Here is a 21,217-nt window from a genome sequence, read left to right as displayed (position 1 = left end):
AGCCTGTGGATTGGGTTAGTATCAACATAAGGTACGCCTAATATAGGGGTAAGAGAAGCTGATTAATCGGTTCATTTTGCTATTTCCTGTAATAAAGATTACAGGAAATAGCGATATATGGTGCTGGTACTCTTCTGGGTCATGGCTGGGTCATACTTCGATCCTGGTCGATTTCGGCATAATTCCTCGGCTTGTCGATGATTATCGTTCACGCCACATCCTTTATCGCTTAAATATAGTCTCTTCGACCGCGCAGACGTGCCAATACAAATTGATATGATGTATCATTTCATTCATCTTACTAACCGAGTGTTTCCCTGTGCGGTTTTTTTACGCTGACTTAAAATATCGACTGCTCTTGGTCTTGTCCTGCCTCGCGATCCTCTGCCTATTGGTTTGGGGCGCGCTCTAATGTTGACCTTTGAGAACCTCACCCTAGGTTACGATCGTCATCCGGCGGTCCATCATCTCAATGCCACCATTGTTGAGGGTGACTTCATCGCCTTGGTCGGCCCCAATGGCGCTGGCAAGTCGACGTTGCTTAAGTCGATTTTAGGCCAATTGACGCCTATTGAGGGTCGGGTGGTCTTTAATGGCATCGGCAAAAACGATATCAGCTATCTGCCCCAAGCTAGCGCGGTCGACCGCACCTTTCCAATCACCGCCGAACAGTTTGTCGCGACCGGGCTGTGGCAGGAATTGGGTGCCTTTGGTCAGGTCAAAAAACATCACCGTGAGCGAATTCATCTGGCCTTGGTTAAGGTCGGTTTGGCGGGCTTGGAGCATCGCACCCTAGATGCCCTATCCGGCGGCCAGTTTCAACGCCTGTTATTTGCCCGCAAGCTGATGCAGCAGGCGCGCTTGCTGCTGTTAGACGAACCCTTCAGTGGTGTCGATGAACAGACGGTTGAGGATCTGATGCAGGTCATCACCGACCTGCATAGTAATGGTGCGACCATTGTCGCGGTGATTCATAACTTGAGTCTGGTCAGACGCTACTTTCCCCGCGCCCTGCTCCTGTCCCGCGAGCTGATCGCCATGGGTGACACGGCGCAGGTGCTAACACCCGATAATTTAAATCGCGCCAGTAGCCTCGGCTTTGCGGACGAGTTAGACCCTGAAATCTGTGCGGTACACGACCATGCTTGATCTATTAATCGGTCCCTTTATCGAATTTGCCTTTATGCGCCGCGCCCTGCTGGGCACCCTGGTTCTATCGGTTAGCTCCGCGCCAATCGGGGTGTTTTTAATGTTGCGTCGGATGAGTCTGACCGGCGATGCCATGTCTCATGCCATCCTACCCGGCGCCGCCGTTGGTTTTTTGTTTGCTGGCCTGTCGGTCACGGCCATGACCATCGGCGGGCTGATTGCCGGCAGTCTGGTCGCCCTACTCTCGGGTTTAACCGCGCGTAAAACCGGCACCGGTGAGGATAGCAGCCTGGCGGCCTTTTACCTGACGTCGCTGGCGATCGGGGTGATGATTATTTCTATGTCGGGCAGCAATGTTGACCTGATGCATGTCCTATTTGGCTCGACCCTGGCCTTGGATAACACCGCTTTGATTCTGCTCTTAAGCATCTGTGCCATCACTCTGATTGCGCTGACCCTGATTTATAGGCCCTTGGTGATGGAGTGCGTCGATCCAGATTTTCTCAAGTCTATCAGTCGCTTCAGTTCCATCGCCCACTATGGCTTTCTGATGCTCGTGGTCTTAAACCTGGTCAGTGGTTTTCACGCTATGGGCACCCTGATGTCGGTCGGCCTGATGATATTGCCCGCCTCGATCGCGCGCTTTTGGGTACGGCAACTGGAGTCGATGATCTTACTGTCGATGTTGCTCGCCTTTGGGGCCTGTGTGTCTGGCCTGTTATTTTCCTACTATATCAGTGTGCCGACCAGCCCGATGATCATCACCAGCCTGGGCGCCTGCTATATTGTCTCGATATTTTTCGGCCTCAACAAGGGCATGTTGACCACCCTAATCAATGCCAAGCGCAAACACCTAACGGTATAGATGCCCGTTAATAATCAATAACTTATAACACATAGTTAATCTTATTTATTAAGATTAACTCGCTTCAGGTTACGTGCTGTCCTTACTGATATAACGCCTCATAGTAGTGTTTCCGACACATCGATACATAGCGTTCATTGCCGCCAATCTCCACTTGAGCTCCGTCGGTCAAGGCCTTGCCGTTTTCATCCATCCGCATCACCATGATAGCCTTGCGTCCGCAGTGACAGACCGTCTTCAGTTCGGTGAGCTTGTCGGCGATGGCCAATAGGCGTTCAGACCCGGTGAAAAGTTCGCCGCGAAAGTCGGTGCGTATGCCATAACAGAGCACCGGTAATTTCATGGTATCCACCATAAAGGCCAGATCATCGACCTGCTTCTTGGTCAAGAATTGGGCCTCATCGATAAAGACACAATCGACCGGATTGCCGTCTTTGTACCAGGCGATCAGATCGGTTTCGTTATTGAAGGTGTCAGCTGGCTTTTCCAGCCCGATCCGGGACGCAATGCGGCCATCACCAAATCTATTGTCGAGTTGGGCCGTCAGTAGGCGCGTTGTCATGCCCCGTTCGTGATAATTGTAGTCCGATTGCAGCAGCGCAGTGGACTTGCCAGCGTTCATTGCCGAGTAGTAAAAATAAAGTTGAGCCATAAGAATGCACACTGTTGGTATTAATTTGGGATCGAGTCGTCAATAATAACGGTCTTCCCTCGTTGGTCTCAATGGTAATCGCGTCTAATGAAAATTATTTCCTTTAATATCAATGGTATCCGCGCCAGATTTCATCAATTGGCCGAACTCAAAACGCGCCACGATCCCGATATACTCGGTCTCCAAGAGATTAAGGTGCACAGCGATATGTACCCGCACGAGGATGTCCAGGCCGCATCCGGCCTGGTGTCTCAGGTTTGGGGTCAGAAGGCGCACCATGGCGTGGCGACGCTGAGCCGCAGTGCCGTAGAGCATCAGTGTGGTTTCCCCACGGATGTCGAGGACGATCAACGGCGCCTCATTATCAGCCGCCATCCGACGCAGGATGGCCGTATTCTGACGGTGATCAATGGCTACTTCCCGCAAGGCGAAGGCGACAGCCACCCAACTAAATGGCCGGCAAAACGCAAGTTCTACGCCGACCTTCTGGACTGGCTGAATAGCGAAGCCAAGCCCGATGACCTGTTAATCGTCCTGGGCGATTTCAATATTGCCCCGGTGGATGAAGATATCGGTATCGGCGAGAAGAATGCCAAGCGTTGGCTTAAGGAAGGTAAATCAGCCTTTTTGCCTGAGGAACGGGTCTGGTTTGAAAAGATCCGCGCGTGGGGCTTGGCCGACTCCTATCGAATTGCGCATCCGCAGGTCAATGATCGGTTCAGTTGGTTTGATTATCGTTCGAAGGGCTTTGCTGATGAACCTAAACGGGGTTTGCGCATCGACCAACTTATGATCTCTGCCCCGCTGATTCCATTGATCCGAGCGACGGGTATCGATTATGACATCCGCGCCATGGAACGACCGAGCGATCACGCGCCGGCTTGGTTGGAATTGAATTTAGACTTGGTTTAACAAAAAAATCCGGCGCCGGAAGGTTACAACCGGCACCGAATGAGTAGCTACGGCTTAGATTTTTTGCCAATCGAAGCCAGCGTCCGCCAGTTTTTGAGCATTTTTGAGATCGGTCACCACCGCCTGTGATCGGTTCTCGGCGCCCAAATAGCGTTCTGCAACGCTCTGAATTTGCTTTTTATCGACCGCAAGCAGCCGTTCACGATAGGTTTCTCGGAACGCATCGGTGCGGTTGAAGAGCCGGTTTTGATAGGCACCCTTCGCCTCGCCTGCGGGTGAACCCGGTCTATCGAGCGACCCCATCACCCCCAAGACCGATTCTTCTACCTGGGCATCGGTCAATTGACCGCTGCTCAACCAGTCCAAACTGCCACTAAAGTCCTGCAGCGTTTCCTCTAAGCGCGGGTCACGATAGGAATAGAAGCGGAACACACCATTGCTGTTATCGTGCGAGGCCCCGCCGCCATAGGCACCCCCCTGCTCGCGAATCGTGCGATGCAGATAATTATTGCGTAAGACCCCGCCCAAAACCGTCAAAGCCGCCGAATCCGGATGACTGGCAGAGACGGTCTTATAGGCCGCCGAACAGAAGTTCACCTGAGTTTCCGTGCTCCAGACAATTTGCCGATCGCTCGACTGGCCGATCTGCTGCCGTTTGGAATGGTTTTCCGCACCCAGCTCGATGCCATGGCGCAATAATTCCTGTTCCAACCCAGCCAAACGAGGGGCTTCGCCAACCAACAACCCGTGCGCCGGCTGGGCCTGAAACTTGTGATGCAAGGCGATCAACTGCTCCAGCCAGACCTCTAACAGCGCCGGATCAGCCTTCCAGTCGCTAACCCAGTTCTGTAGCCGCCGAATCGCCGGCAAGCCGGTCGCATCATAGGTCAGGGAGTTGCCCAGGCTATGACAGGCGGATGCCGCTTGCATCGCCAAACCGTGGCCGCCACCGGTAATGCCCTGAACGCGGCGTGAACTCATTAAACTGAGATAATCGGCGATTCGAGTGCGCTCATCAAAACGCGCCTCGAGCCAATGACTTTTCATAATCTGCGACAGGTCGCCGGCATTGCGCTCCAACGCCTTGCCGGTGAAAACCAGATAGCCATTGATCGCATCGACATCGCCTATTTCCGGCTTGTAGAGGGAGTACAGATTAACATTACCGGTTTTGGCGGCCTGACGTTGCTGGGTGGCCAGGTAATCGAGTTTACCGGCACCGAGTTCCGGCAGCAGCGCAGTATAGAGCGGTAATAGGCGGCGTTCGGCGTCGGTCAGATCGGGAATAGGCCAGTACCACTGCTGATACACCAAACCGTTGGTGCCCGCGGCGTACTGAATCATCGGCCGCTCCTGCACGGAGGTTTGCCGTTTCACGGCCGGCTTGACATCACTGAGCGTGACCTTGGGTAGGATTTCGCTATCGTCATCCTGTTCCTGGCGGGCCTTGAGGGCTAAGGAAGCATCGACTATTGCCTGAGCCTCAGCGTCACTCAGCTGGGCTTGAATGGCATCCAAACGAGCCCGTTCATTGGCCGCTTGGCGCTCTGAGTAGAGCGGATCCGGACGCATAATAAGGCGTACACTGTGGCTGTTATCGAGTAATAGACGATGGATCAGGTCACTGATATAGCCCGGTTGGGCCGATGCGACGCGCAATTGTGCCAGGGCCTTGTCAATATCCAGCGACTCCATTACCGAACCGCCATGAGTGGCCGCACCGGTGACTGAAAAGATCAGCTGTAAACCATAGGGCTGGCCATCACCGGTAATTTCCCGTTGAGATAGCTCCAACTGATGCAGCATGGCATCAACATCGTCCTGACTAACGCCCTGCTCGGCTATGTCGGTCAAGGTTTGGATCACCAGCGCTTCAAAGGCATCGGCTTGGTCGCCATTGCTGCCTTCAATGCCACACATAAACATCATTTCACGATTCGAATCTTCCAGGCCGCACAGGGGCGAGGGATTGGTGCCCAAGCCGCTAGTTTCTAAAGCATGGCGCAGCGGGGATGCGCTGTTATCGAGTAATAGATCGGAGAGCAGATGCGCCTCCAGTTGGGCGAACAGATCGGTACTTTCGCCTAACAGCCAGCCGAGCGATAAGAATGTCTTGTCAGCCACATCGCCTTCGGACGGATAGGCATCTTCGACGCGCAACTTGCGATTGAAGCGTTTTTCCAGCGGCACCGACAGCTTGTGGTTGAGAGGTTCAAAGCGATCTAAGGCCAACGTCTCGATCCGCGCCTGGATATCAGCGGCGGGCCGGTTACCAAAGGTGAAAAAGGTGGCATTGGACGGATGATAATGGGTCGTATAGAACGTCTTTAACTGTTCGTAGGTAAGATCCGGAATATGTTCCGGGTCGCCGCCACTATTATAGTGATAGGTATTGGACGGAAACATATGGCTTTTGAAGACCTGATACAGGTGCGATACCGGCGAGCTCATCGCGCCCTTCATCTCATTAAAGACCACACCCTTGTATTGTAAGGGTGTGCGAGGGTCGCTCATATCTTCAAATTCCAGACGATGCCCTTCCTGCAGGAAATCCAGTTTGTCGAGCCGCGAGAAGAACACCGCATCGAGATAGACCGAGAGCAGATTCTCGTAGTCTTTGCTATTCTCACTGGCAAAGGGATAGGCCGTCCAATCGCTGCTGGTCATGGCATTCATAAAGGTGTTGAGCGAGCGGCGGGTCATCATAAAAAACGGGTCGCGCACTGGGTATTTCTGCGAACCACAGAGCGCGGTGTGTTCCAATATATGGGCCACGCCGGAGGAATCTTGGGGCATGGTGCGTAATGACACCATAAAGACATTTTCGTCGAGATCGCTGGCCAGGTGGAAATGTTCGGCCCCGGTTTTTTTGTGACGATAATGCTCCAAACGTACATTGAGGGATTCAATATAGCGCGAATCCACCGACTCAAACGCGTCGAATGGGGATAGTTCGGTCATCTTAAGATTCAATTCGGTCATAGTTCCTCTATGTTTTAATGACTCAGGTGGCGACGGAATGGCCGCGAACCTGGCTTAGTTGCCTGCTAGCTTAGGTCGGTAAGGCCTTAAGATGCAAGCTTGGCGGGCCTAATGCGGGTTCGATAATGGCTTTGGGCCTTAGCCGGCGCCAAACAGTGCGCTCTTTAGCCGGAAAACGGGGGTTCGATACTCTTTTCGGCCTTTCATAGTTGGTCAGAATAAGTAGAATACCGGCCCTTAATAGTCTGAGAGGTCAATATGACGCAATTCGTGCAAGGTCAACGTTGGTTAGTCGACAGTGAGCCTGAATTAGGCTTGGGTCTGGTTCAGGGGTTGGACCCGCGTGCGGTCAGATTGTTTTTCCCGGATTGCGACACCGAACGTCAATATGCCTTGCGCGACGCTCCGCTCACCCGACTGGTCTTAGAAATAGGCGATACCCTAGAGCACCGTGAACAGGGGCCGATGGAGATAGCCGAGGTCCATCACCTAAACGGTTTGATCATCTATGAGACCACCACCGCTCAAATGGTCACCGAAACCGACCTGGCCGATACGGTCAAGCGCAACAACCCGGTGATGCGCCTGCTAACCGGGCAAACCGATCATCCAAACTGGTTTTCGTTCCGCTCTGCCCTAACCCGCGGTATTCAAGCCATTTGGAATGGCCATATGAACGGCCTACTCGGCACCCGTTCGTCATTGCTGCCGCATCAGCTCTATGTCGCCAAGAAAGCCACCGAACACACCCATGTGCGCGCCCTGCTCGCCGATGAAGTCGGTCTGGGCAAAACCATTGAAGCCGGTCTGATCATCAACCGTTTGGTGCATCAGGGTCGCGCCAAACGGGTTTTGATCGCCGTGCCTGAAGCCTTGCAAGCCCAGTGGCTGGTGGAATTGATCCGCCGCTTCTCGCTCTACTGCGAGCTGTACCAGAGTGAAGAGCACGACTTCGGCATCGGCCAGGTGCATCTGATCAGCCATCGAGAATTGAGCAACATCGACTGTCTGGCGCAAATCATGGAGCAGGAGTGGGATATGCTGGTGGTCGATGAAGCCCACCATCTGCCCACCGAACCCAATGCCGAATTGTTGCATTGGACTATACTGGCCGAACAGACCCCGCATCTTTTGTTAATGACCGCTACGCCGGAGCAACTGGGCATGAATGCCCACTTTGGTCGGCTACAGCTGTTGGATGCCGGCCGTTTCACCAGTATAGAAAAGTATCAGCAAGATGAGTCGAGCTTTACCGAACTGTCCGGTCTGGCACGCGCGCTAGATGACGATAATGTGACGCCGGCCCATATTGCCGAACTGGAAGCCTTGGGCATTCAATGGAATAACGACAATCAACGGGCGCTCAGCGCCCTGCTCGACCGCCATGGCACCGGTCGCGTGGTGTATCGCAATACCCGTAAGGGCGTCGCCGGGTTCCATTCCCGTCAAGCCGATCTAACCCTGTTTGATGATGAGGCTGGCCGTATCGCCGCCCTGGCCAAATGGCTGTTGCTGCATCGGGACCAAAAAATCCTCTTGATCGCACACGATATGGACACCGCCAAGGATGTCGCCTTTCAACTCTTTCAAAAACACGGTCTGGAGGCGACCTCCTTCCATGAAGACCTGGACCTGATCGAACGCGATCGCGCTGCGGCCCATTTTGCCGAAGCCGATGGCGGCGCGCAGATCTTGGTTTGTTCCGAGATCGGCGGAGAGGGACGCAATTTTCAATTTTGCCATCATCTTATTTTATGGGATCTGCCGACTCACCCCGATATGCTGGAACAGCGTATCGGCCGACTGGACCGTATCGGCCAAACCCAAACCATCCAGATTCACGCCTATCTACTGGCCGAATCCGATGATCAACAACGCTTTGAGTGGTATCACAACACATTGCGCTGCGTCGAACAGATTCAACCGGCGGCCAGCGCAATCCATGAACGCTATGCGGCCCAGTGGTTTGATGCACCATCCGATGATTTGAAAGAGCAGATTCAGGGCGAATTAAAAAGTCTGGCCGAACAGCTCGAAAGCGGTCGAGATATATTGCTCGAGCTAAATTCCTGTCGCCAGCCCGAAGCCGATGAGATCAAGGCCGTCATCGAACAGCTGGAACAACACCATCCGCTCGATGTGGTCGAAATGGCCGCCAATCTGCTCAATCTGCATTTTGAGTCGATCGCCGATGGGGTTTATGAATTGATCCCATCGAGCAATATGTTGATTCCGACCCTACCGGGCATTCCCGAAGGCGGGGCCGTGGTCACCTTTGACCGGGCACGCGCCAGCGCACGGGAAGACACCCTGTTTTTATCCTGGGAACACCCCTTTATCCAGGGTCTGATGGACATTCTGCAAGGAACCGAATTGGGTCAAGCGAGCATCGCGGTATTGCAGACCACTCAGGTGCCGGCGGGTCAGTTGCTGATGGAGGTACAGTGGTCTATATCCATGCCCGAACGCTTTGGCCATGCCATTAAGCCCCATATGAGCCACAGCCTGTTCCGAACCTTAGTGTTAGAAGGTGGTGATAAGGATTTGGATGCGGTCTTGGCCGAGGACAGCCTGCAGGCCCAGATCAAGGCCCTACCGGTTAAGTTGGCGCGTAATATGATTCGTCAGGCCAAAGATCGCATCGCACCCCTGTATGAAACCAGTCAACGCCTGGCGCAACTGCGTTTTGATCAGGCTATGACCGAGAGCGGCCAATCGCTAAAACATAGCAATCAGGCCCGCATCGAGCGTCTGACTTATCTGCAAACGGTCAACCCACTGGTCAGCCTCGACGATGTCTCTGCCTTGATCAGCCAAACGGAACAAGAATGGGCCGCACACCAGTCGTGCGAATTTATAACCAGTGGCGTGCGTTTAATTCTCTGTGCCCCACCGGGTTCGCTCTAAGCGTTGGTAGGCCTTGTCGGCCGGCGCCAGCAGAGCCCAAAGGTTCTGTTGGCGCCGCCGGCTAGTCAGATCGGGCTACGCTTCCTGCTCCAACGCTGCTGCCAGAAATGGAATCAACTGGGCCATGACCTGTTCGACACTGGTATCGATGCCGGTATCGGTCTGGGCCATACTTCTCAATACCTCAATACTCGACATGGTGAACACCGCCGCACCGATGGCAAAGTGCAAGCGCCAGAAGATGGCTTCGCTGGATAGATCCGGATGGGCGAGTTTCAAATAACCGATAAAGCGGCCATAGACCTCGGCATAGTTTTCATACAGAAAGCGCCGTAAGTGGCCCTGCGCCTGGGTATAGGCCAGACCGAGCAAGCGCATAAAAACCGATAACTTGTTGTAGTGATCGTTAGGGGCAACGCCGGTGAGCATGGTACTGGCCAGCACCCCTAAGACATCCCGAAAATCCGGATCCCGTTTAATGGCCACGACGGCATCCAGCTCCTTGCTTAACTTGAGCGTAAAGGGTGTTAAAAAACGGGCAAAAACCGCCTGAATCAATTCCTTTTTAGACCCGAAATGATAGTTAACCGCGGCCAGATTGACCTTTGCGCGGGTGGTGATCATGCGCAAGGACGTCTCGGCAAAACCCTTTTCAGCGAACAATTGCTCAGCCGAATCGAGGATGCGGGTTACGGTGTCGGCTTGGCTCATACTGAGTCCCCACTGAATTCAAACGATCGTTTAAAACAATGAGAGTAGTCTTTTTCACTCACTGTTGCAGTACTTTTTTGCCTAAATAACGACCCTTCACCCCTAAAAGGCTGACGTTTACAACGTATAACAACGGAAATAGAATTCCGGCGAGTAAATAAATGGCATAAGTACAGCATAATGCTTGAACAACACCCCTGTTTTGAAACAGACTAGACATAACCCTTGAAAGTAACGGTTCTGACCCGCACTAAGGGAATGTTAACCTGAAGTAATAATTTGGAGGCGTCTTAAATGGCCCAATACGATCAAATCGCTACGGCTCGTCCCGAGTCGGCACTGGCGACCAACAAAGTCTTGCGCAATACCTATATGTTGTTGTCTATGACCCTGCTATTCAGTGCAGCCACGGCGCTTATTTCTATGGCCATGGGCTTGCCTCAGGGTGCATCGATGATCATGAGCCTGGCGGCCATCGGAATTGTCTGGTTCGTTTTACCCCGTACTTATAACTCCAGCATGGGCATCGTCTGGACATTCGTCTTTGCCGGTCTGTTAGGCGCTGGTCTTGGGCCAATGCTGAATCATTATCTAGCCATGGCAAACGGTCCTTCAATCGTTGCCCAAGCGCTCGGTGGCACCGCCATCGTAACCTTTGGTTTATCCTTCTATGCGGTCACCACCAAAAAGGATTTCAGCTTTTTAGGCGGCTTCCTGATGGTCGGCATGATCGTCATGGTTGTGGCGATGATTGCCAATATATTCTTCGCCATCCCGGCCATGAGCATTGCCATCTCCGGTGGTGTTGTGCTGCTGATGTCGCTGATGATCCTGTTTGATACCAGCCGAATTGTGAATGGCGGTGAAACTAACTATATCCGCGCCACCGTTAGCTTGTATCTGGATATCTACAACCTGTTTGTCCATCTGCTGGTTCTGGTTGGTTTTCTGAGCAGCGACGACTGATCGACAGTAATTGTCAAAGGGGCCGCATTTGCGGCCTTTTTTTTGGCTCGCAAAACACGGTAAAAGCCCCCAAACTGGCGCAACCCCGGCTCAGACGGCGAACAAACCGTTCTATTCCGAGCCCGCTCCGTTATAATTGCACTTTGTGTTACGGGCTATTTCATCGATGCGTTTCCAACTCAATGTTTATGGTGCACCCTGGGCGGCCAATAACGCCGCGGATGTGCGCTGCTTTGTCGAGGCGGCCTGGACTGCCGGTCATGATATAGCGCGCGTGTTTTTCTTTTTTGATGGGGTTTATCATGGCTTGCTTAGCCAATCACCGGCCAGCGATGAAGCCAATCCGTTGGCCTATTGGCAGTCGCTGGCGCTGGCCGATGTTGATCTGCTCCTGTGTATCGCCGCCGCCAGCAACCGCGGCGTGCTCGATGAGGCCGAGAGTGCCCGTTATCAGCAAAGCGTGACAACCAGCGCGGCCTGTTTTGAACTGACGGGTTTGGGCCAGTGGGCCACCGGTTTCCACGATGTGGACCGAATTATCACCTTTAAATAGAGTCCTGCATGAGCTTTAACCTGATTATTATTAAACAGAGCCCCTACCAAGGACGCCAAAGTCATGAGATTTTGGAGGCCATCATGAGTTTGGCTCTGTTCGATATCGACCATCGTGTGGTGTTCTTTGAACAGGGCATCAGTTGGCTGTTCGCCCAACAGGCTCCTACAGAGCAGAAATCCCTGGAAAAGCAGCTCTCTGCCCTGCCCCTCTATGGCAGCGAAGCGCTCTTTTATTGTCAGGAGCATCAAACCCTACTGTTCCCCGACCAGCCGCTCCAACAATCGGTGCAACCCCTTGCGCTGCAGGACTTGGCCTTGTGGTGCCAACAGGCCGATCACGTGGAGGTTTTTTAATGCAATTGCTAACGCTCACGCAGATCCCAAGCGAGCTCGAACAACAGCTGTTTCAACAACTACTTGTGGCCGATGATGTGCTGTTACTGACTGGCCGGGCCTTACCCCTATGCTACCGTGCCCGGCCCTATGCGTGTCAGGCGATGGTTCGGCAAGTCGAGATTGACAAGCTCGGCGGTCAACCCGATGGCGACTGGACCCTGATCGATGATGCCCGTTGGGTTGAGCTCAGCGCCCTCAGTGCTAAAACGATCGTATGGTGAGCACATGAGTTTAACCACCGATCACCAGGGTTTTCTGCTTGATGCCCAGCACTGGACCGACGACTGGGCCGGCGCCACCGCCGGCGCGCTCGGCTTGCCCTGGCAAGAGCTTGACCAACAGTTGGTAGCGGCGTTGCGGCAGTTCTATTTCACCTTTGACCTATCCCCGCCGATGCGGCCACTGGTAAAACACATCAAAACCGAATTTGGTCCAGATATAGGCAACAGTATCTGGTTAATGCATCGATATGGCGAGAGTCCAGCCCGAGCGCTGGCGCTCTTGGCCGGCCTCCCCAAACCAAAGAATTGCCTCTAATGACAAATCCGAACACCCTAACCGAACAATACACCATGCCCGCCATGATTCGCGCCCTGGGGCGCGGTAAGAGTGGCTCTCGGAATTTGAGTTTCGATGAGGCAGCCTTTGTAATGGGCGCTATTTTGAACGAGACCATTACACCCGCCCAACTGGGTGCCTTTCTAATGTTGATGCGAGTTAAGGAAGAAACCGCCGAAGAATTGGCCGGCATGGTCAGTGCCTGCATTCAACCGCTAACGCTTGCTCCGACCTGCTCGGTCGATGTCAATTGGCCGGCCTATGCCGGTAAAAAGAAGCAACCGTCCTGGTATCTGTTGGCCGCTCGACTGCTGGCGCGCAATGGCATTTCCATCTTTATCCACGGCGGTGGCGAACACACCGCGGGCCGGCAATATGCCATCGACGTCTGTCGGGTGCTCGATATTGCGGTGGTTTCCAGCCTGAACGCGGCGCAGGTCGAGCTTCAGCGGACTAACATCTGCTATATGGCGTTAGCCGATATTGCGCCGGTACTGTCCGCGCTTATCGATATGAAGGCGGAGCTGGGTCTGCGCTCGCCGGCCAACACCTTGGTCCGACATATCAATCCGTTACAGGCGGGTTTAACCCTTCAAGGCATGTTTCATCCCGCCTATATGGCACTGCATCACCAAACGGCGATTCTTCTGGGCCAGAACAATAACCTGGTGCTCAAGGGCGATGGCGGTGAATTTGAGGTCCGGCCAGACAGCCTAACGGCTATTGCCAGCCATGCCGGCGCTCAGAATGACCAACAAAAGCTTGAACCGGTCTTGGCACGCCGGGCTTTGCGGCCCGAAAAAGCCCAGCTGGATCCGCTCTTGGCGCTCTGGGACAATAATGAAGGGGATGGTTATGGCCAGGCGGCCGTGTTGCAAACGGCAGCCCTTATTGTCTCGGCCTTGCAGCGGATTACGCTGGCCGAGGCCCAGGCCACTGTTGCCCAATGGTGGGCACAGCGCCATTAGTCGCCAGGGCCCTGAGCTGTGGATTGCCCATGGGCATCGTTAGAGGTCGACGGCCCAAACCAACTCAACTTGTCGTGTAACGAGACCACCTCACCGACTATGGTTAGCGTCGGGGCCCTGGGCTTTTCACGTTCGACGATCCCCGGCATGGTCGCCAGGGTACCAATAAAGACTCGTTGCTCAGGGGTGGTACCCTTCTGGATCAGAGCTATCGGGGTGTGCGGATCACGACCGTGCTCGACAAGCTTTTGGCAGATGGTACCGATGCCACTTAAGCCCATATAGAAGACCAGCGTTTGACTGGTTGAGACCAGCTCCGCCCAGGGCAAATTCGCACTGCCATCTTTCAGATGCCCGGTCACAAAACGCACCGATTGGGCGAAATCCCGGTGGGTCAACGGAATACCCGCATAGGCGGCACAGCCCGATGCAGCGGTAATGCCCGGCACCACCTGAAAGGCAATGCCCTGTTCCGCCAAGAGGTCGATCTCTTCCCCACCCCGGCCAAATATAAAGGGATCGCCACCCTTAAGGCGCAACACCCTATTGCCCAGCAAAGCCTGATCCACCAAGAGTTGGTTTATATCGCCTTGTGCAAGGGTATGTTGAGCTCGACGTTTGCCGACATAGATGCGTTCGGCATCGCGCCGAACCAGCTCCATGACCGCATCGGAGACTAAGGCGTCATAAACCACCACATCGGCCTGCTGCATCAGCCGTAAGGCCTTAAAGGTCAATAGATCCGGATCTCCGGGACCGGCGCCGACCAAATAAACTTCCCCGCGCTTGCGCAGCTCCGGATTATGCAGTGTGGCCACCAAACTCTGCTCAGCCTGAGCCATCCGGCCGGCGTAAACGTGTTCGGCGGTAACGCCATTGAGAATTTTCTCCCAAAAGCTGAGCCGATCGGCCGAACGGCTAAAGGTTGCTTTTACCTCGGCACGGAAGCGTGCCGCCAGCGCGGCCAGTTGGCCATAACTGGCTGGGATGGTACTTTCCAGCTTAGCCCGAACCGATCGTGCCAGTACCGGCGCCTGACCGCTCGAGGTAATGGCGATGACCAGCGGATTGCGATCTACGATGGAAGGAAAAATCACATTACAGAGACTGGGCGAATCCACAACATTGACTAATAGCCCCTGAGCCCGGGCCAGAACGCTAATATGACTGTTGAGGACACCATTGTTGGTGGCTACAACCACGAGCGAACAATCCTGAATATCCCTATCGATGAATTCGCGCTCGATACACTCACAGGAGGCGCGGTTTTTGAGCGCAGCCAGGATGTCCGGGGCAATAACTCGAATCCGCGCGCCGCTCTTTTCGAGCAGGGTGATCTTGCGCAGCGCAATGGTCCCACCACCGACTACCACTATTTGTTGATCCGCAAAGCGATGAAAGAGCGGAAAATAATCCACGACGTTCTCCTTTTAAAAAAACGGGCAAGCCAACGATGTTCACTGGAGGCTTAGGGCGGCCCTAAAAAAACCCCTTTCGGGGTTTTTTAGCGGAGCCAAGGCACTTTATTGGGCAACGTACGGAATAAAGGTACAGCCACCCATATAAGGCACCAACGCCTCTGGTACGCTCAAACCAGCCTCTGACTGATAGTTCTCCAATACCGCAACCAGTGTACGACCCACCGCCAAACCCGAACCATTGAGCGTATGGACCAGCTCAGTCTTATTGGTTGTCGAATTGCGATATCGCGCCTGCATGCGTCGTGCCTGGTAGTCAGACATATTCGAGCAGGATGAAATTTCTCGATAGGCGTTCTGGGCCGGCAACCATACTTCGAGGTCATAGGTTTTGGCAGAGCCGATACTCATATCACCGCCACACAGGATGACTTTGCGATACGGCAAACTAAGCTTCTGCAAGATGGCTTCGGCATGGCCGGTCAACAGTTCCAACGTCGCCGTGGCGTCCTCGGCTTTAACGATCTGCACCAATTCGACTTTCTCGAATTGATGCTGGCGGATCATGCCGCGCACATCACGCCCATAAGAGCCGGCCTCGGCGCGAAAACAGGGGGTGTGAGCGACCATCTTAATCGGCAAATCCTGCTCGTTCAGGATGGTGTCGCGCACCATATTCGTCAGCGGCACTTCGGCGGTCGGAATCAAATAGTAGTCTTGATCGAATTCAACCTTGAACAGATCCTCGCCGAACTTAGGCAACTGACCGGTACCAAACAAGGAGTCTTTATTAACCATAAAGGGCACGGCGGTTTCCAAATAGCCATGCTCGAGGGTCTGGACATCGAGCATAAACTGACCCAAAGCCCGGTGCAGCCGAGCAATTTGGCCCTGCATCACGGCAAAACGACTGCCAGTCAACTTGGCGGCCATTTCGAAATCCAAACCATTGAGGGCCGCACCGACATCGACGTGATCTCGAATTGGAAAGCTGAACTCGCCCGGCTGACCCCACTTGAGCACCTCGACATTGTCTGCCTCATCCTTTCCAGCGGGCACCGAGGCGTCCGGTAGATTGGGTATTGAGTAGAGCATATCGTCCAATTCGGCCTGAACCGCTTTGAGAGCGACCTCCTTCTGACCCAGGGTCATGGCGATCTCGTCGAGGACCTGTTGAACCTTGGTTTTAGCGTCGTCGGTGCTCATGCCCTGGCGGATGTAATCACCGATCGCCTTGGACGCTTTTTTACGCTGCGCCTGAAGATCTTCGGTCTCAACCTGTAAGGACTTTCGACTGGACTCCAGCGATTGAAAAGAGACCACATCGAGGTGGAATCCTTTGGTCTTAAGTATCAGTGCTATCGCTTCCGGGTCTTGTCTGAGCTGCTTAATGTCAAGCATCTTGCTGAGTCCTTAATTAGAAAATAAATTTGCCCAATCCGTATCCGGCCGAGACGGCGATCATGCAGACGATCACCGATGCCACGAGATACATCAGGGCTAGAGTTAGCTGTTGCTGTTGGAACAAGGATAACGCTTCCAGGGCAAAACTGGAAAAGGTGGTAAAGGCACCTAACACCCCGACGAGCACGAAAGCGCGCCAGGTACCGGGTAGCTGTGGGTATTTTAGGGTGAAAAAAACAAAAGCCAAGCCCATTATAAAGCTGCCCACGACATTTACGCTGAAGGTGCCCCAGGGAAATTGACTACCGTGTAGTCGATTTAACCAACTGACCGTGGCAAAGCGCGCCATGGCACCCAGGCCGCCGCCCAATCCGATAACCAACCAATGCCAAATTGTTAACGTACTCATCAACGACTGTCCTCTGACCCGGCGGCCTGATCTAGACTGCGGAGGAAATCCAGTTTCTGACCAATTTTGGCTTCTAGGCCACGCTCGACCGGCTGGTAAAATTGCTCACTCTGTAACGAGGGCGGCAGATAGTGCTCCCCTGCTGCATAGGCATGGGGCTCATCGTGAGCATAGCGATAGGCCTGGCCGTACTCCAGATCTTTCATCAGTTGGGTCGGCGCATTGCGTAAATGCATTGGCACCTCTTCGCTCGGCGCACTGCGCACCTGCGCCATCATGGCATTAAAGGCCTTATAAACCGCATTGGATTTGGCCGCACTAGCCAAATAGACAGCCGCCTGTGCCAAGGCCAGTTCGCCCTCGGGACTGCCCAGACGTTGCTGACTGTCCCAGGCGCTGAGCGCCAGTGTGAGGGCCCGCGGATCGGCATTACCGATGTCTTCAGAGGCAATGCGCACCATCCGGCGGGCCAAATAGAGCGGTTCGATGCCGCCATCGAGCATGCGGCATAACCAATAGAGCGCACCGTCGGGCGAGGAGCCCCGAATGCTCTTATGAAAGGCCGAGATTTGATCGTAAAAGTTCTCACCGCCCTTATCGAAGCGCCGCGGTTGCGCCTGCAGCAGATCGCCAATGCTCTGTTTGGTCACCTGTTGGCCGGGCTCGAAAAAATCCAAGGCGATTTCGATCATATTGAGAAAGCGGCGAGCATCGCCATCGGCGTATTGGCACATCAATCCGATGCTGTCGCGGTCGAAATCGATGGCCGCCAGTCTGGGCTCCAAGTCTTGCGCCCGCCGCCACAACTGTTGTAACTCCTCATCACTAAAGGATTTCAAGACATAGACTCGAGCCCGCGACAATAAGGCCGAGTTCAATTCAAAACTGGGATTTTCGGTCGTGGCACCGATAAAGATAAAGGTACCGTCTTCAACATAGGGCAAAAAGGCATCTTGCTGGGCCTTATTGAAGCGATGCACCTCGTCGACGAAGAGCACCGTGCGATCGCCATGACCTTGCGCCTGACGGGCTTTTTCGGCAGCCAGCTTAATATCCTTGACGCCGGCTTGGACGGCCGAAATGCTCTCAAAACGGGCATCGACGGTATGCGAGATAATCTTCGCCAGCGTTGTTTTGCCGACCCCAGGCGGGCCCCAAAAAATCATCGAGTGCAGATTTTTTTGTTCTAGGGCTTTGCGCAACGGCTTGCTCGGTCCCAGTATATGACTTTGTCCTATATAGCCGCTTAGGTCACTCGGGCGCAGCATTTCAGCCAGCGGCCGATAAATATCGCCCTTAGCGAACAGGTCGGCCATTACATTTGCTCGAACATGTCGGTGCCGGGAGGCGGATTAAAAGAAAACAGCGCGTCGTCGAGCGGCGCATTGGCCACCACATCCGTCAGGTTGATCAGCGTTTGTTGACCCAGGCTGTCGAGAATGCGGATTTCGGCGATCAAATTTTGTTTAAAAGTCAGGGTCAGCTCGCTAAACACCGAATTGGTATCGAGCGGAAACAGCCGGTATACCACTAAAGCGTCGGTACTGGCCTCGAGAACGTCATACTGTTGGGTCAGTACTTGGCGCGGTTGTGACAGAATCATCGCTGGAGACTGCTGCACCGAGCTTCCTACGGGTTGATAGGTCGCCTGCTCTAGATCGGGATCAAAGACCCAGAGCGTTTCACCGTCGGAGATCACCTGCTGTTCAAAGGGCTCAAAAACCTGCCAAGCAAAGCGCATCGGTTTGGCGATGCGCATCAGCCCGGTCGACAGGGTCACCGAATTCTGGCTTTCCGAGAAGGTTCGCTGTTCGAAATTGGCGCTTAGGGTTGTCGGTGCCTCCAGTCGTTCGATCAACTGCTGCCGGGCGGCGTCATCGGCCCAGACATTGGTGCCAAGCCATAAAATTTGACTGGTCAGCAACAGTTGGGTCAACAAGTTATTACGCATAAGACTCTCTTCTAATTTGAGGGCGGCGGAGGTGCCAGCACCTCACGTGCGCCGTTATGGCCCGGCGGACTGACAATGCCGGCCGACTCCATGGTTTCAACTAATCGGGCGGCACGGTTGTAACCGATCCGAAGCTTGCGCTGAACCGATGAGATAGAGGCCTTTCGACTCTGGGTTACAAACTCCACTGCCTGATCGAACAGCGCATCGGCTTCGCCATCTTCATCTTCGCCCTCAAAACCCGATGTCCCGGCGGCGTCCTGTTCACTGGCTAGGGCGATTGCCGAGAGATAATTGGGGCTGCCGCGTTTTTTCCAATCGGCAACGATGGCATGGACCTCATCGTCGTCGACAAAGGCCCCGTGCACGCGCACCGGCAGGCTGGTGCCAGGCGGCATATAGAGCATATCGCCATGACCGAGCAACTGCTCTGCCCCACCCTGATCGAGAATGGTTCGGGAGTCAATCCGCGAGGACACCTGAAAAGCGATGCGGGTTGGAATATTGGCTTTAATCAGACCGGTAATGACATCGACCGAGGGTCGCTGGGTAGCCAGAATAAGATGGATGCCGGCGGCCCGGGCTTTTTGGGCGATCCGGGCAATCAGCTCTTCAACCTTCTTGCCGACAATCATCATCATGTCGGCGAATTCATCAATCACCACGACAATAAAGGGCAAGGACACCAGGATCGGGGCCAATTCGGTAGGGTCCATGGCTTGGCTGGGATCATAGAGTGGGTCGCGGATCGGCTCGCCATTCTTACTGGCTTCGGTGACCTTCTTATTAAAACCACCGATGTTACGCACGCCCACTGAGGCGAGCAGCTTGTAACGCCGCTCCATTTCGGCCACGCACCAGCGCAAGCCGCCAGCAGCTTCTTTCATATCGGTAATCACTGGTGTTAACAGATGCGGAATGCCCTCGTAGACCGATAATTCGAGCATCTTCGGGTCGACTAGAATCAGTCGAACCTCTTCGGGCGTGGCCTTGAACAGCAGGCTGCAGAGCATCGAGTTGACGCCCACCGATTTGCCGGAGCCGGTGGTGCCGGCGACCAGCAGGTGCGGCATTTTGGCCAGATCGGCGACCACCGGAGTGCCCCCTATATCATGCCCCAAGCCCAGGGTCAGAACGCTTTTCGAGTCGTCGTAAACGCTGGAACCGAGAATATCACTGAGGCGCACAATGGCCCTTTGCTCATTGGGAATTTCGATCCCAACGGTAGTTTTGCCGGGAATGATTTCCACCACCCGGACACTGACCAGGGCCATAGAACGCGCCAAGTCCTTCGCCAGATTGGTAATCTTGGACACCTTGATGCCAGCAGCGGGCTGAATCTCAAACCGGGTAATAACCGGGCCTGGGGCGACCTCGGTCACCTCGGCCACAACGCCAAAGTCCTTCAATTTAATTTCTAACATGCGCGACATGGCTTCGAGCGCCTCAGCGCTGTAGCCACTGCGTGGGTCCCCGGCCGACGGGGTCAACAAACTGATCGCTGGCAAGCGGCCAGACGGTTCGCTGTCCTCAAAGAGCGATTGCTGCTGCTCTTTGACCACTCGGGTGCTCGGCGCCACGTCTTGCTTAATCAGAGGCTTGATCTGCGGCGGCACGCGCTTGGATTGGATCTCCAGCTGCACCTCCAAGTTCTGCTTGCGCAGCTCAACAACCTGCTTGACCTGCGTTTGTTCAGCGACGGCTTTGCGGTGCAGACGCCAGCGCTGGCTCCAATGGTCTACCTGGGTGAAGATAAACAGACCGATCGCATCAACCACCGCCAACCAGGATATATTGGCCGCTAGGGTCAGGGATAAAAACCCGACTAAGACCAGAATCATCGTGCTACCGGTTAAACCAAAAATCGGAAAAAACCAGTCTGAGAGGGCCAGTCCAAGCCAACCCCCAGCATGGCCGGGCAGATCGCTGGCGGTGTGCACCGCGACCAGGGCACAGCCGACGGCGATAAAAATTAACCAGCCAAGTGCTCGAATCAAGGTAATGAGTGGATTCCAACCCAGAGGATGGGTACGCTCACGAAACACCATCCAGGCTTGGTAGAAGCAAAAAATCGGCAAGAAATAACTGAAGATGCCTATTCCGCTAATCAATAAGGATGCCAGCCAGGCGCCTGCTGAACCCGCCAGGTTGACCACCTGCTGATTGGCGCCGACGATGGCCCAGCCCGGATCTAAGGCGTTATAGGTCATCAAGGCCAGGGACAAAAATAGCCCCACCGTCAACGCGATAATCCACAACGCGTCGAGGACAAATCGATTTTTTATCTCTATCAGCCGATCATCTGCATGATAGGACTTTAGTCTTTCAGCCAAGAAATCACCCTTGTTGCTGTATTGCACCGGAAATTGGTCATAATATACCACAGTATGGCTGCCAACTTATTGAAATAGTGA

Annotated in this window: 19 protein-coding genes; 10 read left to right on the top strand and 9 right to left on the bottom strand. The window is 54.1% G+C overall.

All coding sequences use genetic code 11. The annotated features are described in order from the left end of the window. The first annotated feature begins 411 nt into the window (after positions 1 to 411). Positions 412 to 1,149: a metal ABC transporter ATP-binding protein gene (locus tag AC4FIC_RS03795; RefSeq protein ID WP_100257068.1), complete on the top strand. Its 738-nt coding sequence runs from the start codon at positions 412 to 414 to the stop codon at positions 1,147 to 1,149. Further along, positions 1,142 to 2,014, top strand: coding sequence for a metal ABC transporter permease (locus tag AC4FIC_RS03790; RefSeq protein ID WP_100257067.1), 873 nt, complete (start codon positions 1,142 to 1,144; stop codon positions 2,012 to 2,014). The genes AC4FIC_RS03795 and AC4FIC_RS03790 overlap by 8 nt, the downstream gene beginning before the upstream one ends. Before the next feature lie 82 nt (positions 2,015 to 2,096). On the opposite strand, the gene AC4FIC_RS03785 is transcribed toward AC4FIC_RS03790, so the two are convergent. Further along, positions 2,097 to 2,666: a thymidine kinase gene (locus AC4FIC_RS03785; protein WP_100257066.1), complete on the bottom strand. Its 570-nt coding sequence runs from the start codon at positions 2,664 to 2,666 to the stop codon at positions 2,097 to 2,099. An 87-nt stretch (positions 2,667 to 2,753) separates the two neighbouring features. On the opposite strand from AC4FIC_RS03785, the gene xthA reads away from it, so the two are divergent. After that, on the top strand, positions 2,754 to 3,578 hold the full coding sequence (gene xthA / locus AC4FIC_RS03780; RefSeq protein WP_287419089.1) for an exodeoxyribonuclease III: 825 nt from the start codon (positions 2,754 to 2,756) through the stop codon (positions 3,576 to 3,578). Positions 3,579 to 3,632: 54 nt separating this feature from the next. Here the strand turns inward: xthA and AC4FIC_RS03775 are convergent, their stop codons facing one another. After that, positions 3,633 to 6,560, bottom strand: coding sequence for an insulinase family protein (locus AC4FIC_RS03775; RefSeq protein WP_100257064.1), 2,928 nt, complete (start codon positions 6,558 to 6,560; stop codon positions 3,633 to 3,635). Between the two features lie 258 nt (positions 6,561 to 6,818). Here AC4FIC_RS03775 and AC4FIC_RS03770 point away from each other — a divergent pair, with 258 nt between their 5' ends. Then, the gene (locus AC4FIC_RS03770) at positions 6,819 to 9,467 is read left to right on the top strand and encodes a helicase-related protein (RefSeq protein ID WP_100257063.1); all 2,649 of its coding nucleotides are present in this window, start codon (positions 6,819 to 6,821) and stop codon (positions 9,465 to 9,467) included. A 75-nt stretch (positions 9,468 to 9,542) separates the two neighbouring features. Here AC4FIC_RS03770 and AC4FIC_RS03765 read toward each other — a convergent pair whose 3' ends face one another. Further along, positions 9,543 to 10,178 carry a TetR/AcrR family transcriptional regulator gene (locus AC4FIC_RS03765; RefSeq protein ID WP_100257062.1) on the bottom strand — a complete coding sequence of 212 codons (636 nt, stop codon included), beginning with the start codon at positions 10,176 to 10,178 and terminating at the stop codon, positions 9,543 to 9,545. A gap of 294 nt (positions 10,179 to 10,472) precedes the next feature. Between AC4FIC_RS03765 and AC4FIC_RS03760 the strand changes: the two genes are divergently transcribed. The 6 genes from AC4FIC_RS03760 to AC4FIC_RS03735 all read left to right on the top strand — a co-directional run bounded on the left by AC4FIC_RS03760 (position 10,473) and on the right by AC4FIC_RS03735 (position 13,621). After that, the gene (locus AC4FIC_RS03760; protein ID WP_100257061.1) at positions 10,473 to 11,144 is read left to right on the top strand and encodes a Bax inhibitor-1/YccA family protein; all 672 of its coding nucleotides are present in this window, start codon (positions 10,473 to 10,475) and stop codon (positions 11,142 to 11,144) included. 166 nt (positions 11,145 to 11,310) lie between these two features. Further along, positions 11,311 to 11,697: a sulfurtransferase complex subunit TusD gene (gene tusD, locus AC4FIC_RS03755; RefSeq protein WP_100257060.1), complete on the top strand. Its 387-nt coding sequence runs from the start codon at positions 11,311 to 11,313 to the stop codon at positions 11,695 to 11,697. 8 nt (positions 11,698 to 11,705) lie between these two features. Then, on the top strand, positions 11,706 to 12,053 hold the full coding sequence (locus tag AC4FIC_RS03750; protein WP_273285551.1) for a DsrE family protein: 348 nt from the start codon (positions 11,706 to 11,708) through the stop codon (positions 12,051 to 12,053). Continuing rightward, positions 12,053 to 12,316: a hypothetical protein gene (locus AC4FIC_RS03745; RefSeq protein WP_100257058.1), complete on the top strand. Its 264-nt coding sequence runs from the start codon at positions 12,053 to 12,055 to the stop codon at positions 12,314 to 12,316. Before AC4FIC_RS03750 ends, AC4FIC_RS03745 begins: the two co-directional genes overlap by 1 nt. 4 nt (positions 12,317 to 12,320) lie before the next feature. After that, entirely contained in the window at positions 12,321 to 12,632 is a 312-nt protein-coding gene (locus AC4FIC_RS03740) for a TusE/DsrC/DsvC family sulfur relay protein (protein ID WP_158524328.1), read from the top strand. Further along, positions 12,632 to 13,621, top strand: coding sequence for a glycosyl transferase family protein (locus AC4FIC_RS03735; RefSeq protein ID WP_476194129.1), 990 nt, complete (start codon positions 12,632 to 12,634; stop codon positions 13,619 to 13,621). Before AC4FIC_RS03740 ends, AC4FIC_RS03735 begins: the two co-directional genes overlap by 1 nt. Here AC4FIC_RS03735 and cysG read toward each other — a convergent pair. The 6 genes from cysG to AC4FIC_RS03705 form a co-directional block, all read right to left on the bottom strand. Beyond that, the gene (gene cysG / locus AC4FIC_RS03730; RefSeq protein WP_100257055.1) at positions 13,618 to 15,039 is read right to left on the bottom strand and encodes a siroheme synthase CysG; all 1,422 of its coding nucleotides are present in this window, start codon (positions 15,037 to 15,039) and stop codon (positions 13,618 to 13,620) included. The two genes, AC4FIC_RS03735 and cysG, sit on opposite strands and share 4 nt — an antisense overlap. Before the next feature lie 105 nt (positions 15,040 to 15,144). Then, positions 15,145 to 16,440 carry a serine--tRNA ligase gene (serS, locus tag AC4FIC_RS03725; RefSeq protein WP_100257054.1) on the bottom strand — a complete coding sequence of 432 codons (1,296 nt, stop codon included), beginning with the start codon at positions 16,438 to 16,440 and terminating at the stop codon, positions 15,145 to 15,147. 16 nt (positions 16,441 to 16,456) lie between these two features. After that, positions 16,457 to 16,852 carry a fluoride efflux transporter CrcB gene (gene crcB, locus AC4FIC_RS03720; RefSeq protein WP_100257053.1) on the bottom strand — a complete coding sequence of 132 codons (396 nt, stop codon included), beginning with the start codon at positions 16,850 to 16,852 and terminating at the stop codon, positions 16,457 to 16,459. Next, positions 16,852 to 18,168: a replication-associated recombination protein A gene (locus AC4FIC_RS03715; protein WP_100257052.1), complete on the bottom strand. Its 1,317-nt coding sequence runs from the start codon at positions 18,166 to 18,168 to the stop codon at positions 16,852 to 16,854. Before AC4FIC_RS03715 ends, crcB begins: the two co-directional genes overlap by 1 nt. After that, positions 18,168 to 18,803, bottom strand: coding sequence for an outer membrane lipoprotein periplasmic chaperone LolA (gene lolA, locus AC4FIC_RS03710; protein WP_100257051.1), 636 nt, complete (start codon positions 18,801 to 18,803; stop codon positions 18,168 to 18,170). The genes AC4FIC_RS03715 and lolA overlap by 1 nt, the downstream gene beginning before the upstream one ends. An 11-nt stretch (positions 18,804 to 18,814) precedes the next feature. Continuing rightward, the gene (locus tag AC4FIC_RS03705; protein WP_476194744.1) at positions 18,815 to 21,136 is read right to left on the bottom strand and encodes a DNA translocase FtsK; all 2,322 of its coding nucleotides are present in this window, start codon (positions 21,134 to 21,136) and stop codon (positions 18,815 to 18,817) included. Between the last annotated feature and the right edge of the window lie 81 nt (positions 21,137 to 21,217).

Source organism: Reinekea sp. (assembly GCF_982785585.1).
Note: the sequence above shows the minus strand (reverse complement) of the source record. Positions and strands in the feature narration are given on the sequence as shown.

Excerpts from the sequence above, each read along its gene's own strand:
- AC4FIC_RS03795 (WP_100257068.1), top strand. The coding sequence starts at position 412 with ATGTTGACCTTTGAGAACCTCACCCTAGGTTACGATCGTCATCCGGCG.
- AC4FIC_RS03790 (WP_100257067.1), top strand. The coding sequence starts at position 1,142 with ATGCTTGATCTATTAATCGGTCCCTTTATCGAATTTGCCTTTATGCGC.
- AC4FIC_RS03785 (WP_100257066.1), bottom strand. The coding sequence starts at position 2,666 with ATGGCTCAACTTTATTTTTACTACTCGGCAATGAACGCTGGCAAGTCC.
- xthA (WP_287419089.1), top strand. The coding sequence starts at position 2,754 with ATGAAAATTATTTCCTTTAATATCAATGGTATCCGCGCCAGATTTCAT.
- AC4FIC_RS03775 (WP_100257064.1), bottom strand. The coding sequence starts at position 6,560 with ATGACCGAATTGAATCTTAAGATGACCGAACTATCCCCATTCGACGCG.
- AC4FIC_RS03770 (WP_100257063.1), top strand. The coding sequence starts at position 6,819 with ATGACGCAATTCGTGCAAGGTCAACGTTGGTTAGTCGACAGTGAGCCT.
- AC4FIC_RS03765 (WP_100257062.1), bottom strand. The coding sequence starts at position 10,178 with ATGAGCCAAGCCGACACCGTAACCCGCATCCTCGATTCGGCTGAGCAA.
- AC4FIC_RS03760 (WP_100257061.1), top strand. The coding sequence starts at position 10,473 with ATGGCCCAATACGATCAAATCGCTACGGCTCGTCCCGAGTCGGCACTG.
- tusD (WP_100257060.1), top strand. The coding sequence starts at position 11,311 with ATGCGTTTCCAACTCAATGTTTATGGTGCACCCTGGGCGGCCAATAAC.
- AC4FIC_RS03750 (WP_273285551.1), top strand. The coding sequence starts at position 11,706 with ATGAGCTTTAACCTGATTATTATTAAACAGAGCCCCTACCAAGGACGC.
- AC4FIC_RS03745 (WP_100257058.1), top strand. The coding sequence starts at position 12,053 with ATGCAATTGCTAACGCTCACGCAGATCCCAAGCGAGCTCGAACAACAG.
- AC4FIC_RS03740 (WP_158524328.1), top strand. The coding sequence starts at position 12,321 with ATGAGTTTAACCACCGATCACCAGGGTTTTCTGCTTGATGCCCAGCAC.
- AC4FIC_RS03735 (WP_476194129.1), top strand. The coding sequence starts at position 12,632 with ATGACAAATCCGAACACCCTAACCGAACAATACACCATGCCCGCCATG.
- serS (WP_100257054.1), bottom strand. The coding sequence starts at position 16,440 with ATGCTTGACATTAAGCAGCTCAGACAAGACCCGGAAGCGATAGCACTG.
- crcB (WP_100257053.1), bottom strand. The coding sequence starts at position 16,852 with ATGAGTACGTTAACAATTTGGCATTGGTTGGTTATCGGATTGGGCGGC.
- AC4FIC_RS03715 (WP_100257052.1), bottom strand. The coding sequence starts at position 18,168 with ATGGCCGACCTGTTCGCTAAGGGCGATATTTATCGGCCGCTGGCTGAA.
- lolA (WP_100257051.1), bottom strand. The coding sequence starts at position 18,803 with ATGCGTAATAACTTGTTGACCCAACTGTTGCTGACCAGTCAAATTTTA.